The sequence below is a fragment of the Parabacteroides goldsteinii genome (assembly GCF_020091425.1).
GTDB lineage: Bacteria > Bacteroidota > Bacteroidia > Bacteroidales > Tannerellaceae > Parabacteroides > Parabacteroides goldsteinii.
The window spans coordinates 4,650,214-4,667,277 of the sequence record NZ_CP081906.1 but is presented as its reverse complement, the minus strand read 5'-3'; the positions used below and the strand labels follow the sequence as shown (position 1 = coordinate 4,667,277).

14 protein-coding genes are annotated in these 17,064 nt (G+C 40.7%); 1 reads left to right on the top strand and 13 read right to left on the bottom strand.

The window, feature by feature from the left end:
* Positions 1-4: 4 nt before the first annotated feature.
* The 13 genes from K6V26_RS19800 to K6V26_RS19740 form a co-directional block, all read right to left on the bottom strand.
* Entirely contained in the window at positions 5-3,085 is a 3,081-nt protein-coding gene (locus K6V26_RS19800) for an efflux RND transporter permease subunit (protein WP_224263641.1), read from the bottom strand.
* Positions 3,086-3,094: 9 nt separating this feature from the next.
* A complete protein-coding gene (locus tag K6V26_RS19795; RefSeq protein ID WP_044246119.1) occupies positions 3,095-4,180 on the bottom strand; it encodes an efflux RND transporter periplasmic adaptor subunit in 1,086 nt (361 codons plus the stop codon).
* A gap of 85 nt (positions 4,181-4,265) precedes the next feature.
* The gene (locus K6V26_RS19790; RefSeq protein ID WP_224263640.1) at positions 4,266-6,089 is read right to left on the bottom strand and encodes an O-antigen ligase family protein; all 1,824 of its coding nucleotides are present in this window, start codon (positions 6,087-6,089) and stop codon (positions 4,266-4,268) included.
* 11 nt (positions 6,090-6,100) lie between these two features.
* Complete coding sequence (gene lepB, locus K6V26_RS19785) at positions 6,101-6,970, bottom strand: signal peptidase I (RefSeq protein WP_224263639.1); 870 nt, start codon at positions 6,968-6,970, stop codon at positions 6,101-6,103.
* A 2-nt stretch (positions 6,971-6,972) separates the two neighbouring features.
* A complete protein-coding gene (locus K6V26_RS19780; RefSeq protein ID WP_224263638.1) occupies positions 6,973-8,856 on the bottom strand; it encodes a hypothetical protein in 1,884 nt (627 codons plus the stop codon).
* Between the two features lie 154 nt (positions 8,857-9,010).
* The gene (locus K6V26_RS19775) at positions 9,011-10,246 is read right to left on the bottom strand and encodes a 6-bladed beta-propeller (protein WP_157277589.1); all 1,236 of its coding nucleotides are present in this window, start codon (positions 10,244-10,246) and stop codon (positions 9,011-9,013) included.
* Positions 10,247-10,280: 34 nt separating this feature from the next.
* A complete protein-coding gene (locus K6V26_RS19770; protein ID WP_007655615.1) occupies positions 10,281-10,613 on the bottom strand; it encodes an NVEALA domain-containing protein in 333 nt (110 codons plus the stop codon).
* Positions 10,614-10,739: 126 nt separating this feature from the next.
* A complete protein-coding gene (locus tag K6V26_RS19765; RefSeq protein ID WP_007655614.1) occupies positions 10,740-11,498 on the bottom strand; it encodes a DNA-binding domain-containing protein in 759 nt (252 codons plus the stop codon).
* 78 nt (positions 11,499-11,576) lie between these two features.
* Positions 11,577-12,632 carry a BF3164 family lipoprotein gene (locus tag K6V26_RS19760; protein WP_007655613.1) on the bottom strand — a complete coding sequence of 352 codons (1,056 nt, stop codon included), beginning with the start codon at positions 12,630-12,632 and terminating at the stop codon, positions 11,577-11,579.
* 162 nt (positions 12,633-12,794) lie between these two features.
* Positions 12,795-13,070 (bottom strand): NVEALA domain-containing protein, encoded by a 276-nt coding sequence (locus K6V26_RS19755; RefSeq protein WP_007655612.1) that lies wholly within the window; start codon positions 13,068-13,070, stop codon positions 12,795-12,797.
* A 219-nt stretch (positions 13,071-13,289) separates the two neighbouring features.
* A complete protein-coding gene (locus K6V26_RS19750) occupies positions 13,290-14,171 on the bottom strand; it encodes a DUF1573 domain-containing protein (RefSeq protein ID WP_007655611.1) in 882 nt (293 codons plus the stop codon).
* Positions 14,172-14,179: 8 nt separating this feature from the next.
* On the bottom strand, positions 14,180-15,235 hold the full coding sequence (locus tag K6V26_RS19745) for a BF3164 family lipoprotein (RefSeq protein WP_224263637.1): 1,056 nt from the start codon (positions 15,233-15,235) through the stop codon (positions 14,180-14,182).
* Between the two features lie 3 nt (positions 15,236-15,238).
* Positions 15,239-15,460 carry an NVEALA domain-containing protein gene (locus K6V26_RS19740; protein WP_007655609.1) on the bottom strand — a complete coding sequence of 74 codons (222 nt, stop codon included), beginning with the start codon at positions 15,458-15,460 and terminating at the stop codon, positions 15,239-15,241.
* Between the two features lie 178 nt (positions 15,461-15,638).
* Between K6V26_RS19740 and K6V26_RS19735 the strand changes: the two genes are divergently transcribed.
* Positions 15,639-16,778, top strand: a complete 1,140-nt coding sequence (locus tag K6V26_RS19735) for a helix-turn-helix domain-containing protein (protein WP_007655608.1) — start codon at positions 15,639-15,641, stop codon at positions 16,776-16,778.
* Positions 16,779-17,064: the final 286 nt, after the last annotated feature.

Here is a 17,064-nt window from a genome sequence, read left to right as displayed (position 1 = left end):
TTCGTTAAACTTCAGTTTGTTTTTGAGGAATCACTGCATTCGGGTCGTGCTTACGGTAAATGAACCAGTATACCAACGGAATGATGAACAGGCTGACGGCTGTACCGATCAGCATGGCTGAGATCATGGCGATGGAAAGGGGTTTTTGCAACTCGCTACCCATGTCGAATGAGAACAGCAACGGGACCATACCGAAGATGGTGGTCAGCGAAGTCATGATGATCGGGCGCAGACGACGGCGGCCAGCTTCGTGGATCGCTTCCATCAACGGAACACCTTCCTTACGTAATTCATTGATCGCATCCAGTTTCAGGATGGAGTCGTTTATAATGATACCGCAGGTCACCACGATACCGATGGCACTCATCAGGTTCATCGTATGTCCGCAAATCCAGAGTACCAGCAGTGATGCAGCCACGTCGATCGGAATCTCGATCAGTACGATCAGCGGTTGCAGGAAGCTCTCGAACTGGGCTGCCAGGATGAAATACATCAGCAGGATAGAGATCAGCAGGATCACCACCAACTCATTCAACATCTGTTTGTTGGAGAAGAAACTACCGGAGAAATCGATCTCCCAGTTCTGTTCGCCCATCTTCTTCACCTCTTCCATCAACGGTTCCGCCTTCTTGACATCATAGAAACTGAACGGGATATATTCGCCGTTCTTACCGGCCGTAACCGTCTTCAGGTCTTCCCCTTGCGTCACCTTAACCAGTGACTGCAACGGGATGTACTGGCTTTTTCCCTCTTTGTCGGCCTGCGTCCGGACCAGTGTCTGCTGCAAGACTTCGTTTACCGTCTTGCCGTCGCCGGCCAGGGCAATCGGCAGATATTGCTGGTAGGAGCGGAGGGTCGCCACCTCATTTTCTTTGAAAGCTGTTTTCAGCAGGCGGTATACTTCATTGTAATTTACATTATAAAGCAGTAACTTCTGCCTGTCGACTGATATATTCAGTTGGTTATCGAAGGCGACTCCCACCGGTGCAATACCGGTAGACGCTTTCATCTGCGATTCCAATTTGTGCAATGTCTGGGCCTCCGGGGCTTCCGCTTTGTTGCGGGCATAAAATTCTGCGACCACGTCAGCTTCTCCCGTCACGAATAACTTTTCGAACACCGTGATCGGCGGAGAGAAGGAGAATACAGCCTGCGGATAATTAGTATCCAACCATTGCGTGATCTTTATCTGCAAGGGAGAGATGGCTGATGATTTTTCTGTCTTGAAATATAATTCGGCTTCCGAAGAAGACAGTTCCCGGTCGCGGTTCAACAGGAATTGCTGTTGACCGACATAGGAGGTATATTCCTGTACATCGCCTGCGATCTGGGCAAACAGTTTGTCCACCCGTTCCCGGTTTTCGTCGATATGGATGTTTTCGTTCCACTCGATATGGGCGATCAGTTCGTTCTGGTCGATCTCAGGCATCCTGCTTTTAGGTACTTCATAAAACAGTAGGGCGCATAACGGCAATGTAACGAAGATAAATATGATATTCGACTTTTTATGACGGAACACGAAATTGACTCCAGCATCGTAGAAGCGGTCCAGCGTATGTTCTTTGATCAGGTTGTTGATCCGGAGATTGAATCCTGTATGTTTGATATCGGGAATGCTGTAAACCAGCTTGTAGAGTACCGGAAGCAGCATGATACCCGTAAAATAGGAGACCATCAGCCCGACCGTCACTGCGAAAGCCTGGTCGTAGAATATAGCCCCTGCGATACCGCTCATGAATACCAGCGGCACGAATACGGCGATTGTGGTAAATGTAGAACTTAACATAGGAGTAATCACTTCAGTTGTTCCTTTGTCACAGGCTTCTGTCAGTGTATATCCTTTTGTTCGGTATTGAGTAATATTCTCCGTCACAATGATCGAACTGTCGATCATCATACCCAGTGCCAGGATCAGTCCGGAAAGGGAAATGATGTTCAGCGACATCTTGAACATATAGAAGAAAAGGAAACTGATAATCAGACTGACCACCATACTCAGACCGATCACTGCCGGACTCTTGATATCCCCCAAAAACAGGATAGCCACTATACATATAAATATAAAGCCGAGCGACAGGTTCTGTTTCAGGTTTGAAATCGTATAATCCAGCAACTCCGTCTGGTTCCGGCTGACACTGAACTCGATATCCGGATAAACCGTTGCGAAATACGCAGTAACTTCCTGCAACGCCTCCTTCATATTATCCATATTCTCGTCCGCCTGCTTGATCACAGCCAGCGTAACCGCCCGTTTCCCGTTTGAAAGTGAGGCGCCTGTCTCCTTTTCCGGTACCACCGCCACCTTTGCCAGGTCTTTCAGCTGGAAGATACGGTCATTTTTATGAAGATAGATATTTTGTACGTCTTCCGGTGTGCGCAGTAAAGTTGAGAATTTGATGTTGTATTCATAATATCCGTCCCGTACGGTCATACTTCCCGGCTCGATATTGTTCGAATTCAGGGCCGATTCCAGATCGTCCAGCGTGATACCGGCCATTTCCAGTGTTTTCATGTCCGGCACGATCTGCAATTGCCGTTTCATCATCCCCGTGATATCCACCATCGCCACCTCCGGCAACTGCTCGATACGCCGTTTGATAACCGATTCGGCAAACTGGCAAAGGTCCAGGAAAGCAGCCTCGCTGTCACCTGTTTTCAGCGTCAGATTCAGGCAAAAGACCGGTATGTCCGTTGCGCTCGCCTTGATCACCCGCGGACGTTCTATTTCGCGCGGCAGGTAGTTCATGGCAGCGTCTATCTTTTCGTTCACCTCGATGAATGCCAGGTCCGTGTTAGTCCCGAAGTCGAAACTCAGGCGGATGATGCCGGCACCGTCGCGTGTCTCACTGTGTATATCGCGCAGGGCAGTCACCTGCATCAGCTGTTGCCGGATCGGTTTGACTACCGTATTCTCCAGTTCGCGGGCCGACGTATTCTGTCCGGACACCTGTATGGTGATCTCCGGTATCGCAATATCGGGCAACAACGATACCGGGATGGTAAAGTAAGTCACCAACCCCACGATAAAACAGGCTGTAAAGGCCATCAGTACCGCGATAGGACGTTGTAGTAGGAATTTGACCATAACAAATTTTTAATTTTCAATTATCGTTACCGGTGCCTCGTGTGCCAGATTGATATTACCGCTGGTAATGACGAAATCATCCTCTTTCAGGCCGTCCCCTTCCGAACTTGTAATCGTGTAGCTGTCTGCATTTTCCAGACCGGTATGTACATATACCCAGCTCGCTTTGGTTCGGGTGCTGTCGAGTTTGAACACCACTTGCTTTCCGGACCGGAGAACGACGGCACTTTTCGGTACGACCAGTTGTTTGCCCAGCGAACGGTGGATGCTGACACGGACGTTCATTCCCTCGAATAACTTCCCTCTGTCCGTAACCGCCGCTTTCACCTGCACCATACCGTTTTCATCGACCAGCGGGTTTATTTCGGTGATGCGTCCTTCGGCTTTTGTGTCGTTCAGGGCAAAAGGAGTGACCTCCACCCGGTCGCCGTTCTTGATCAGAGGCAGTTCGCTCTCCAGAACAGTGAACGCTGCTTCCAGGCTGCCCGGATCGATGACCGTGCAGAATATATCGGAGGTAGAAGCCGTATTGTATTGTTTGGCAAACAGATTGGCAACGATACCGTCGAAAGGAGCCGTTAGTACGGCATTCCGTTCTTCATATTCTGCCAACTGGTATTGGATAAGCGCCTGGTCGTAACCGCTCTTTACCCGGACAAGCTGCATGGTGGCGGGAGGAACTTTGGCCGAGTCTGCCAGCGCATATCCCTGGCCGATCAGCACGTCTTGCAGTTCCAGTTTCGCCCGTTCCAGAGCATCTTTGGAAGTGGCCGTTTTGTTTTTCAGCCGGAAGGTCGACAATTCAGCCAGCTTTTGTCCTTTGCTTACCCGGTCGCCGTTCTTTACATGAATCGTAGCGATCGGTTCGGCTGACTGAAACCGCAGGTCGACATGGCGGCGTGCCGACAATTTGCCGTTACTCACCAGTTCATGGTTGAAGTCGGTAGCCTTTAGTGTCATCACGGTCACCTCGTTGGTTTCGTCCGGTAAAACCGTTTCAACAGTTTCTTCTCCTTCACTGCTGTCTTTTTTGTCACCGGAACAGGCTATCATCCCGGAGAGGAGCAGTATTGCCAGCAAATTGTAGTATTTCATATTCATATAAGCTATGATTCAAATTTTAATTTCCAAATATACAAAAATATTATTACGATGTTATCGTAAATGGCATATAAATAAATTAATTACGATCTGATCGTATGTTATTGAGCATGTTTTTAACTTCTGTTCTCATTTCCCGGATAGCCGTGCTCTCTACTTTCGGTTCTTTTTTCAGTACGGCGTCAGCCGCTTTGATAAACTTATCTTCCTGAAAGAAAGTAGGTTCTGAGTAAAGTTTGGTAAGCAGGTAATACGGATAGATCCGTTCCGGTAACATATCGATCGCATGCAGCAATAAATTTTCCGCTTTTTGATAGTTTCCCATCGACTGCTCATTTTTCGCCGCTATGTAACGTATCATCGGATCACCGCTTAACTTCATAGCCCGATATAATAGCTTATTAGCTTCTGTATATCGTTCAGCCCTATTTAAACATTGTGCTGCCTCGAACAGGAATTCCGGTTTATGTCCCATCAACGGCACCAGTTCCTCATATCCTTCACCTGCCGCTTCATAAGCTTTACTATGATGCAACATCTTCAACGTATTCCATTTTTTATATCCTTCATAATACCCTTTCTGCTGCCGGAAAATCCACTCGCAGCATATAGCCAGCACCCCTATCATAGCGACAGAAAGTATCTTCCTCCCCTCTCGAGAGGGGGTAGGGGGTGTGTCAGCGTCAACCGGAGTATTACTATTAGCCACCCCCATCAACACCACCAACACCACCCAGAACTCCGGCAACTGCAACGGATACGATGCCAGGCTGAACACCATCAGTGCCAATATCCCTCCGGCCGCTCCCGCCTGTCTGTTTTTTACCCCCCGGAACAAGGAATAGCTTAACAACAATACAAAAACCATTAAACCCACCAGCCCCTGTTCCAAACCAATTTGTAAGAATTCATTAAATCCGTATTCCGGACATCCGGCAACCATCATCTCTGTCTCCGAAGCCTTTCCCGAAGTGAAATACTCCGCCTGTGCTTCTGCATAAGCAGCCGGAAAACCACCCGTCCCGGTTCCTGTCCAGGGCTGTTCCCTGATCGCTTGCCCCGTCACTTTCCATAAAAGTAGCCGGCCATTGGCAGAATCTTTCTTTAGCAGATAAATACCCGCCAATGCACCGGCTATGGAGATCAGGATCAAAATAGAAGATACGATAGTTAAGGTCCGGTTTCCATTAATGTATCTTTTAGTCTTTTCCCATCCGATCCGTTGCACCCAATACACCCATCCGCATGAAATGGCAGCCGCTATCCATGCCGTCCGGCTCATCCCGGCAGGAAGCACGACAATGATTGCCAACAAACCGATCCATCCCAGGTAATGCAGATAAATTTTTGTTTGCCGTAGGACCATCCACAGGCAAACCGGCAATACGATTGCGAGATACCCCGAATAAGGCCCCGGATTATAAAAATCCCCGGTCAGCTTGAACAAGGAATGGTTAGATCCCTCGAGTCCATGTAACTGCCGCATTCCCGACACGGCTTCAATCCCTCCGGTCGCAACAACCACCGCCAGGAAAAATAACTGTAACTGCGGCCATCCGGTCAATATGAACCGCAGCAGAAACCACAATACGACTAATTGCCCGCCAAACAACATTTTCTCCGGTTCGGGATCCAGTTGCCGGTTATAAGTAAGTGCAACGATAACCGCCAAAACCAGCACCAATCCGTCTGCGACCGAAAAGACAAACGGCTTTGCCGGTTTCATCAGAACAGCCGCCACCAGACTGCATGCTGCCAGCAGCAACATCGCCAGATGAAACCAAAGAACTTTCCCTGTAACCAGCCCGTTAGCCAACCCTGTGTTGGTGGCAAAAACGGTGCACAGCAGAAAAATTCCGCTGATAGCGAGTAATGAGTAACTTATGTATTGTCTGTATTTCATGATTAATTTTTTTAATGAATTATTTTCATGAATCGTTCCCACCTGAATTTCTCCGTATACGGATCGACCGATTTCCAGATAATCCAAGCTTTCCCCACGATATATTCTTCCGGCAACATTCCCCAATAACGCGAATCTTGCGAATTCATACCGTTATCGCCTGCCATAAAATAGTAGTTTTTCAAGAAACGATAGCCGTCGATCGGTTTTCCATTAAGAAAAGATGTGGAATCCTTGTATTCGAGAGTTCCCTGTTGTTCCCATTCAATCAGCTTTTTATATAAAACGAAGTTTGTCCGATTCATCCGGATTGAATCCCCTTTGGCAGGAATATGAAGCGGTCCGAACTCCTTGATGTTCCAGCCGATAGTACCATCATAAGGGAAACTATGGAATATGCCCTCTTGAAACTTTTCTGTAACGGCAATCTTTTTTTGCGAATCCGTATTACCAAGAGGTGTATTTATTCCGTTTACATGGAAAAAACCATTTCGGATGGAGAGGGTATCGCCAGGTAATCCTACGCATCGTTTGATATAATATTTGAGGATATGCATTTCTATTTTATCCCAACTATTAGGGTGTGGAAAATTGAAGACTAAAATGTCATTGCGTTTAATATTTTTGAAACCGGGAATACGATAAATCTCGGTTTGTTCATTTCGCATGGAAGCAAACAGATTGAATATACGTGGTCCGATCGTTGGCTTCCAGACCAGGATATTATCTCCGGTAGTTAATTCCGGTTCCATCGAATCACTAGGGATTTTGAAAGAGGCAAACAATAAGACCTGCGTGGCGAACCATGCCGTAGCCAGCATACATAACCAAAAGGTTACGTCTACAGTATATTGTACTATTTTTTTCCAATGCTTTTTCATGCTTAATACCAACGAATAATACCGTTTTTATAGGTAAAGATACGATCATTTGTCCCTTTTACCTTTACTCTGTAAATAGTCCCTTCAGGTATATTTTCAAAAGTCATAAAATTATAATCACCTTTTAAACTACCACCTTTAACCCATTGATTATTCCAATACCATAATTCTATGTCTATATCTTTAGGTAAATAATTTTTTGTATAGGGGATATATGAAATTCTACTGATTGACTTGGGTGCACCTAAATCAAACCAAAGTGTATTTTTCCCATCTTCCGGGTTGTTGAACCTGCCTCTGAAACCAGTGGCAGAACGACTGTCGGTAACCATGTTCAGTTCCTCTCCATTGCCAAGCGGTGTGATATCGGCTGACACTTTTACACCTTGAATCGGTTTATCCTCTTTATTCTGTTCATAGAAAGATATTTCACAGAGTGCCAGTGAGTCTTTGGGAGATATTAATTGTATATATCTGTATTTTTGAGAAACAGGAAGATTGATCTCGTTTTCCCATGTATCCATGCTGTCCGTCATCATATATAAGGTATCAGCGGCTAAGGTATTCAAATCATTGCATCCTGTGAGATAAGCCCCGACCAGTGTTTCTTTCGCTTCGGAAATCTCTTCAGGATACAGATAGGCGGTATAGTTTCGTACGGTAACCGGCATTTTCTCCTCTTTGCATTCCAGTTTTTCGCAATTACCGTCTTTAGTCAGGATAAAAGCAGATGCGGCAGGTGTTAAAACACCATTTTGGTAGAACATAGGCAGGTAAACGATATCCCTACCCATCCCTTTGAAAGTCACCTTTTTGTTCCATTCGATTTTACCCCATTGCACGGGTTGCCATTCTTTTGCTCCGAAAACGCATAGATAGCAATAACGTGTGTTTTCGGGAATAGGCTCCGTAATAGTTATTTTCACATCTGTTGTCTGGAAATATTCAGAAGAAACATCCTTCATAAATGGATTTTTGAATAGAGAAGGAATATCTTCTCTAGCAACCGCCTCATTACCCAACGGACCGGAAAAATAATGTTCGAACGTATGCCGGTACACTTTCGGAAGTCTGAATTTTCCCCACTTCAAATCAAAACACTCATTATTGTAAATCTCCTTGTATTTCCACCGGTCATCGTCCCAAAACGGTTCGAAGGGATATGACTCTCCGCCAACGATCAGGCTGTTCCAGCTATGCCCCCCGGAGCGGTTCCCCCATTCCGGCACGAAGTCGATAGCGACTCCCATGCCGAGTGCAGACATCATCAGGCAGTTATACCAGGCTTTATCGTCGCATGAACCTCGTTTTATTTGTTCGAAAGTGGCAGCGTTGCAAATAGGCATGGAGGCAGCGGCCCAGTTATTATGCATAAGGTCGCTATATATTTGATGTAAAGAGTCGGTCACTACTCTGAAATCTTTATTAATATCGTTGAATATACGAGCATGTCGTTTGTAAAAAGTATCCCGGCTCTCGTCCAGACAAATTCCTTCGGCAAAACGATAGGGAAGGATATATTTGCAGAAATCATCAAAAGTATCACTCTGTGTATATACATTCTCTTTCCAAGCATTGAAAGAACGGTCTATTTCGTTGATAAGCCAGTCTGCATTAATGGTTTGGATATCCGCTTTTTTATTAAATAAAGACGGATGGATTTTTGTTTTCTCATTTCTCCAAAGAGAGTCGATTTCTTTTTGCCATTCGGATGAACGCTTCCAATTATGTTGTTTTGATATATCTACGTACTTCAAATAAAAAGGTTGTAGTTTTTCTATATTTGATTGGTTAACACCTGAATGGCCAGGCATATTCATTATTAGAAAACGGGCAGCAGCGAGTTTTTCCGGATCATTTTTATAATGATCTAATATTTTTTCCATTTCTTTCCGGTTGTCTCCGGCTAGACTAAGGGGCATGTCCAGTTGCTTGTCAATTTTTGATTGACAGGCTGTTTGTAAAAGAATGACTAATATGCCGAACAGCAAAAAAAACAATTGCTTCATATATTTCAATTGATTTTGTGAAAATATATTTTTAGTGAATATCTTTAAATTGATATGCAACTATGATTGGATTCGCATTTTCAACATCTTTAGGTAATAATTTTGCTAGTTTAGGGGAGATACTTTTCAGTTCAGGATCTTTTCCTATTTGAAAAATCCCGTAAAATCTATCGTTATAAGACGTTAAAGGTATAGTTATGACATCACGAATATTTTCTTTCGAGATAATTGTTTTTGAATCCCATCTATATGATATCTTATTTATTTTGTCCCAAATATATGGTTGTTTGATTATTCCTCCTTTATATTCTTCATTGGTCGTGAAAAGCATATATCTCTCTGAATCAATAATATTGCCGGTAAATAATGTGTAATTATTCTCTTTGATTAGTTTACATATTTCTGCATATGTCATGTTTTCATTATGCTTATTCCAAATACTTTTGTTTTGTTTGATTACAAACTTTGGAATGAATGATATATTTTCACAAAATTGATATATTGTGTCTGAATAAGTAGGGGTATATATTAGTTTATTTTCAAAGTCATAAGATATACTGTTTTCTATAAAATTGTTTTTTTGTAATTCTTCTAATTGAAAACCTTTATATAGAATAGAGTCTTTATCTGTTATTAGTAATTGCCAACTTTCTTTATCGTTAAAATCTTGTCCGTATGATAACATATTAATGTATATATTATTTATATTGGCTAAATAGCAATTCTGAATGCCTCTCTCTCTTTTTATGAAACTACCATCTTCTGTTGAATAATAGATATAAGATAATCCTAAGGCATCATTTAGTAAGATTTCTTTTTTTGATTCATTAACTTGCATATCCCAAATACTGATAAATTCCTCAGGTCCATTACCCTTTTCGTCTATGCGGAATAAAAGTTTTCCTTGTTTATCAAAAACAAAAACTTGCTGTGATAGAAAGGAATCCATAATATATATTTTACTTTCTGTGATAATCATTTTTCTAATTTCTCCAATTAGATGTTCAGAGTCAAGCGCTATATAGTCTATATTTGAAATACAGTCTGTCAATTGCTTTGTAGAAATATCTTTGGCTTCACTTGTATTGATAATTTGAGGATATTCGTTTTTAATTTCTACTTTTTTTATATTCTCTAACTCTAATTTTAATGCTTTCTTAGGAATCGGTTTGTTGCAACCGATTAAAAACAAGTATATTACAGATAATATATATATGTTGAGTGTTCTATACATGGATATTGAAATGTTTTTTGTGAAATTCTCCATTCTCATTTTGATATAGAGAATGGAGAATTAAAATTTAACTATTAGTGCAAGCACTTTCTATTAAGCAATTTCCATTTCCGTTATTGCAAGTCACTTTCTGTCCTTCATAGGTCTCTTGCCAGAAAGAAGGTCCTGTAGTAACTGTGCATTTTACTAAAACTGGTTTCCAATCGCTACCCAACCAGTGATTTTCTTCTGTGTCCCACTCTTTTCCGTCCCAACTGAAACTTTCTCCGTAGGCTATAGCATTAATATTTTCAAGGAGTAAATCCGAATTCTTTTTTGTGCTATTAGTATTAACACAGATGTTTATACCAGATAATATGCAAGTAATAATAGTGATGAATAGAAATTTGTTTGTTTTCATATATATTTGAATATTTAATATTGTTTGCGTTATCTAAACACTCCTGTTTATGCTCCCTAAACACGGTTGTTTGTGATGTCCAAACAGGAGTGTTTAGGGAATGCAAACAAAAGTAGTTGTTCTGTATTATTCAATTTCAGGTCTGTCACCACCCTCTTCTCCTTTGGCGGCACCCACATATACGATGCGGTTAATACTGCGCGGTGTTTTTAGAAAACGTTGCGTATTCCCTGAATATTGCGTTGTCAACGTCATTTCATATTCTCCGTCAGCCAATCCTGTGGGAGCGATGAATATTAGTTCCGAAGGATTGTTTGTACCGAACATGTCGGAAGTAACTTTTGTCACCGTGTCGTCTGCCAGGTTGCGGAAGGTGATACCGACCTTTTCGTCTGTTCCCTCAATGCGGATACGCGAACCGGTGATGCGGAAGTTACGTCCCGGCGTGATATGTCCGTCTTTTATGTTGTTGCTGCAATCCTGAACGCCAGTGATATAAATAGTGTCAGCTTTTTCACCCAGGATTTCAACTTTGGTGTTTCGTATTTCTTCGCGCAGGACGCGGTTTTGAGTGAATGCGACGTAGATGTCGTTTTTTGCCGGATTCCATTGTCCGTCTTCGACCGGTCCGATGAAGCGGGGAACGGCGTAGAACAATCCGGTGTTAACATTGTGGCCGTTCATCAAAGCCCGTGCCACGATTCGTTCGTAGAGGGTGACTACGTGAACGAGTGTTTCCCGGCGCAGGCCGGTGTCTTCTTCGCGCATCTCTTCGTAGAGTTGTTCGTTGTCAACCGTACCGGCGGAGTTGAGTACTAAGATACGGTCGTTCGGATCTTCTGTCAGTGTGTTGGGGGCTAACCAGCCTTGGAGTTTGTTGCTCATGGTGTTAAATTTTTAGTTGATTATGTTTTTAGGAATCGAAATAAAAAAGGAATAACTTATAGTAGATGATTTAGAGTCTTATTTTATTATTGATGAATAAATATTTAAATCAAGGTTGTCTTCTGATACACCTATGGCATATAATATATTTGAAGAGTCTATGCAAAAATAAGAAATAGCTTTATCTAGTTGGAATATATCTTTTAATTCACCTTCCCAATTAAATTTGTATATAGATGTTTTTGCACTGCCTTGTTTTATATTTGTTCTCGTATTATTCCAACAAAGAGCATAAAAATAATCATTAGTTGGATAAATAAAAGAAAAAAACATATGTGCATCATCTTCTATTCGTAAACTTTTTCTATCTAATGACATTTTACTCTTATTGTAATCATAATTAGGAAAATATATATGTTTTATTAATTTTCCTGATGTAGATATGATATCTATTTGTTTCCAATTTTTGTAAGCAATGACTATTCTTTCTTTATTTGAAGAATAATAAGCATCATAAATCTGCATTACATGACAGAAATCTGAAGCGTCTTTTAAATATCTGTTCTTTTCGAAATAATTCTTTAATTCAATTGTGTGTGTTAGTTTATTGTAGAATGTTAACTGATGGTCTCGTGTTTGATTGACAATAAGCATGCTGTCATTGTCCTGTAAAACATAATTGTAGAGTCGTAAATTTTCAGGAATTTCGGTTTGAATATAATGTGCTTTTTTTGAACTACTAAATATAGAATCAATATTTACGGAATATAGGCTTGTTACATCACCTATTAATAATGTATTTTTAGATATTTGCAAATTATCATTAAATAAAAATCGAGGATTTTTAAAATCATTGGGACCTTCGCCTATTATACCATATTTATTTAACAATGTTTTTTTTTCTTTGTTGTAAATATATAGAAATCCATCTTTATCTTTGGGATCAAAAATAACAAGAAAAGAATCTTTTATACAACATCCCTTAGGAAATAATGAAGGTATATCAAAGGGAGTTTCTTCTAATTGCAATTTAGACACTTTGACATGCTCTAATGTTAGTACTTCTTTTTTCTCAGTACAAGAACTGAATGTGAAAAGCAAAAAAAACAAAGTAAATAAGGTGTATTTTATCATTTTGTTGAATTTAATTGTTTTTTAAGGAGGATGTGTCAATTCACATTATGGCTACAGACTTGGCAGATAACTTATTTAATATATAATCTGTGTTATCTATATATCATTTAGTATTTTGACACACCCTCTTGATTTTAAATAGAACTTTGACTATTGGCTAATTTAGCAATTCATGTATTTAGGCTCTGTTCCACTTCCTTCGGGGCAACCACTTCTGCATTTTGTGAAGTTTTTTGTATCTTCATACCAATCACTATCCCATTCGTATGCAGCATTTCCGCACCCAAAACTGCCACCACTTTCTCCATTAGCCAACGCTTCTACGTTAGCCAGTGCCAAGTCTGACAATTGTGTTTCATTTTTGCTCTGGTTGAAATTCCAGCCGGCTGCAACAGCCATAGCAGAGATAAGAGCTGCTCCAAAGATCTTTTTCTTCATGATCTTATTGTTTATTAAGTTGTGAATTCGTTAATTTTCTATCTTTGCCTACTCTTGTTCAGCTAAGATATTTGAATAATATAAGTATCATTAGATACCGCTATTATTTCGATTGTTGATTTTAAGTGATTTTGATATACCTCCTTTCTTTTATTAAGAGGGAATGGGTGGGGAGTTTGCCGTAACAGTTGTCAGTCTATCAGGCAGACTCCCTCTTTTTTATTTTGCATTCCCCTTAATCTTTACTTTGACAGGTTGATTGTTAATACTGTTATACCTGACTGTCACGACTTCATCGAAGAAACCTGTATCCTTCGGTGTCATCTTGATTTGCACCCGGAGGGATTCTCCGGGTTTTGCAGGTCGTTTGTCATAGGTGGCTGCTGTGCAGCCGCAGGTGGTACTTACGTCCACAATCACGAGGGGACTATCCCCTGTGTTTTTAACCTCTATGGTTGTTTGTTTTATTTCCGATTTGTCGAATGTACCGAAGTCGATATCTGTTTGACTGGCTTTTGCGATTGTTTTCGGTATGTTTTTGTTTGGGTTGTCTTTTCCGGTAATCTGTTTCAGATAAAGGTCTTTGACTGCCGTATTGTGTACGGGGTTACCCAAAACTGCGACTTTGTTGTTCTTATCCAGTAAGAATGTCTGGAAAGTCATATCAGCCGGGAACTTGTTCAATTTGTTTAATCGGTCGTCCAAATCAATACAAATGGGGTGATCAAAACCATCACGTTTCAGCAAGTAACGTATTTCTTTGGCATCTTTTGGATGAAAGAAGAAAAGGAAAGGTACTTTATTTTGTGTTACCGAATTAGTATATTCGATCAACTCTTTCCACTTATGTAATTGTAGTTTACAGCTGGTACAACCAATAGAGTCTACATATATTAATACCTTATACTCGGATTGTGGTATCTGATAATCCGTAGTATCTGTCAAATAGCGGGTAAATATTGAGTTTTCCGGGAATACAATTTGTTTTCCTTGCCATTCGCTTACCAACTGCGCAATCTGTTTCTCCTTTTCTTTCTGCTCGTTTTTACAGGAAAAGAAGATTGGTAATAATACTAGTATGATTAGATTTAAAGTTTTCATCTTGTCCTTTAAATTTTAAATTCTATAATCGGATCATCACTTTTCACTTCGGTAGCGACGATTGTATTTGTTTCTTCGTTTACATCAATGCCATATATCGCGTGGTCAAGAGTGTATTTCTGTACCGGATTCCCTTGCAGGTCGAATACATAGATAAATCTACCTCCGTCTTCCAGACGTTCTCCCCGCTGATAGGCGGCTAATTTGTCTTTGAATTTAATTCCTTGAAATACCGCATAAATGTATTTGTTTGTTACTTTTATATCATTGAAACCCATGATTCCGTTAGGAATGCCTGAACCATCTTTTCCTGTTTTAAACTCCGGTTCTCCTGCCGGACCGTACAAAACTTTATGAGTATCGTTCTTTAGGTTATAGATTTCGATTGCTTCTCCCAACTGTGTAGCCATTGCTAATATGCCATTGTCGGGATTATAATCTATGAAACTTCGCCATGCTTGCGCTAATGCCGGTCGGACAGTCTTTTCGTTGGCTGTTTCGCTGGGAATTTCGCCACTGCTTTTTATCGGTTTACCGTTGTTGTCGACTTCCCAGATGCGGTGCTCTCCCATATAGTCTGGAATCAAAAAGCCCGATTTCATCGTGCGAAAGTCCAGTGAACGGACCAGTTTCTTGTCTAATTTAATCTCCTCTACCCGTTCCGCGGAACCGGTAGAAGGAGATATTTTCCAACGTGTAATTTGCATCTTGTTGGGATCGAGTGCCCACAAAGAATCTAAGGAGTTGAATTGAAAGTTTGCTGCTGATAACATCTCCTCCGGTGCTTCTCCACGTCTGCCGAATGAGACAACGTGTTTCCACCCCGGATAGGTAAAGGCATGTAAATAATGGTCCATATTATGCAGATCCATTACAACGGCAATACTATCTCTAACCGTTACCCGAAATGGGTAACGGAAGAGGATAGTATCCAGGTTAATTACCTGTGCACTGAGCGCCTTGGTTTTGGCAAAGTCTGAGTATCTGGGGAAGTGCGAATCCAGAGAACTCGTGCAGGCGACCAGGCAGCTAATACCTATTAATGTATAAAGGAGATGTTTCATTGTTTATTCAAGGCTTAATCCTTCAATTTTCATTTCGACCCAATATCCGTAACACTCTACAGAGCCATCGCCATAGCAATTGGCTCCATTTCCATGTTCACCGTAGGCCAATGCTTCCACATTCTCTAATAATAGAGACGGTAAATTGTTTTTTGGAGTGGACCCAAAATAACAACCGACGATCAGGCAAGTTACAAATCCTACTAATTTTAGTTTCTTCTTCATATCTGTATTATGTTTGTTAGTGCAAAAATAGAGAGTCTTTTTCGGATGAACTCCTAGAATTCTCTTATAAATTTCTTATAAATCTCCTATATGAGACCTGTATAGGTGTTTTTTTCTTCGTTTTGCCTCTTTTTGAGTGTTTCTTTACTACTTTTGTATTTTAAAATAAGAAGTGGAAATGAAGAATGATTCATCATATGGGTTAATTGGGATTTTAATGGTTTTGCTGATCTTTATAAGTGGAGGATATTGGTATTCTTGTAGTTTGCGGACCCAAGTGACTGAGATTTGGAAGCAAACTTTATGGGAAGATCGTACGAACAGGATGAGAGAAGCCAAAGTAAAGAAGATACATGTATTTACTCCGACAGCTTCCCCCGAAATTAAAATAACAACTGAAGGTCAGACTGTGCATTTAAAAAGGGATAGCATTAAATCTTATACTGCTGATGAAGGAAATTTTCTGGCTGATCAGCAGTATTTGTCACTCAAGAACCCTGTAAAACTGGAAAACTTGGATAGTCTTTTCCGGTTAAAGTTGAAAGAGAATGGATTGGATTATAAAACGGCAGTATCACTTTATAATAATAGTACAGATAAAAAGACATTTTACGGCCAAGAGGATGTGAAAGTCTTACATGATTACTTGAAGTTGACATACAAAGTAGATATTCAGGATATTATTCTTTTGGAAGGATATGTTAAGGGTGGTTGGATAGAAAGCATAGTGTGGGGGACATCTTATTATGTTGTGTTATCCATAGTCCTTATGATTTTGGGAATATTGATAGTAAAAAGAAAACAGAACAATAAGTCTTCAAAATCTCCGGATCAATTTGTTTCTGAAAATGAACAGCCCATGGAAACAGAGCAGGCTTTACCTGATGAACCTGTTGAGCAAAAGGTAGAGCAGCTAACAGAACCTGTAACAGAACCTGAGGTAGAACCTGTGGCAGAATCGTTGGAGTTGCCTTTGCAACCAACTGATAATGTTGTTCGGTATGACGAAAGACTGTGTTCTTTGTTTTACAGCGATCAGACGATACAACTTACTCCTAAGGTATTTGAGTTGTTTTATTTCCTGTCGCAGGGAAAAGACTATTTTCAATCGTATGAATTTCTCTATAAGGCTCTTGGAGATAAAAATGTAGAAGTTGATAAAAAAACTATGGAACAGTTAGTGCTCCGTTTGCGGAAAGATTTGAACCTGACTATACCTGTTTTGAGTATTGAAACTATACGGGCTAAAGGATACCAAATCAAGGGAAAAGACGAGATGGAAATATGCATAGAACGGATAGAGAATAAAGAAGTGTAGTATTTGGCACTTCTTTATATGATATTATTGAGATCTAAATAACCAAATTGAATATCATCATTAAAAGCGAAAATAAGTTGATTGTTGTCGTCGTCATGTTTCAGCAAATACTGGTGTTTGCTCTATCTTATCTTCCAAATCCGTTTCATTGAGATCGTGGTGTGTCAATTGTCAAAAAGGTGTTTATTATGCTGTTTTTGCATTAAAAGGATTTATAATAAGCAGATAAACTTACGGGGGTATTTTTAACAGTGACCGTTTTAGTAAGTTTTCTTACACATTATTT

Coding starts and splice junctions, on each gene's coding strand:
- K6V26_RS19800 (WP_224263641.1), bottom strand. CDS start 3,085: ATGGTCAAATTCCTACTACAACGTCCTATCGCGGTACTGATGGCCTTT.
- K6V26_RS19795 (WP_044246119.1), bottom strand. CDS start 4,180: ATGAAATACTACAATTTGCTGGCAATACTGCTCCTCTCCGGGATGATA.
- K6V26_RS19790 (WP_224263640.1), bottom strand. CDS start 6,089: ATGAAATACAGACAATACATAAGTTACTCATTACTCGCTATCAGCGGA.
- lepB (WP_224263639.1), bottom strand. CDS start 6,970: ATGAAAAAGCATTGGAAAAAAATAGTACAATATACTGTAGACGTAACC.
- K6V26_RS19780 (WP_224263638.1), bottom strand. CDS start 8,856: ATGGAAAAAATATTAGATCATTATAAAAATGATCCGGAAAAACTCGCT.
- K6V26_RS19775 (WP_157277589.1), bottom strand. CDS start 10,246: ATGGAGAATTTCACAAAAAACATTTCAATATCCATGTATAGAACACTC.
- K6V26_RS19770 (WP_007655615.1), bottom strand. CDS start 10,613: ATGAAAACAAACAAATTTCTATTCATCACTATTATTACTTGCATATTA.
- K6V26_RS19765 (WP_007655614.1), bottom strand. CDS start 11,498: ATGAGCAACAAACTCCAAGGCTGGTTAGCCCCCAACACACTGACAGAA.
- K6V26_RS19760 (WP_007655613.1), bottom strand. CDS start 12,632: ATGATAAAATACACCTTATTTACTTTGTTTTTTTTGCTTTTCACATTC.
- K6V26_RS19755 (WP_007655612.1), bottom strand. CDS start 13,070: ATGAAGAAAAAGATCTTTGGAGCAGCTCTTATCTCTGCTATGGCTGTT.
- K6V26_RS19750 (WP_007655611.1), bottom strand. CDS start 14,171: ATGAAAACTTTAAATCTAATCATACTAGTATTATTACCAATCTTCTTT.
- K6V26_RS19745 (WP_224263637.1), bottom strand. CDS start 15,235: ATGAAACATCTCCTTTATACATTAATAGGTATTAGCTGCCTGGTCGCC.
- K6V26_RS19740 (WP_007655609.1), bottom strand. CDS start 15,460: ATGAAGAAGAAACTAAAATTAGTAGGATTTGTAACTTGCCTGATCGTC.
- K6V26_RS19735 (WP_007655608.1), top strand. CDS start 15,639: ATGAAGAATGATTCATCATATGGGTTAATTGGGATTTTAATGGTTTTG.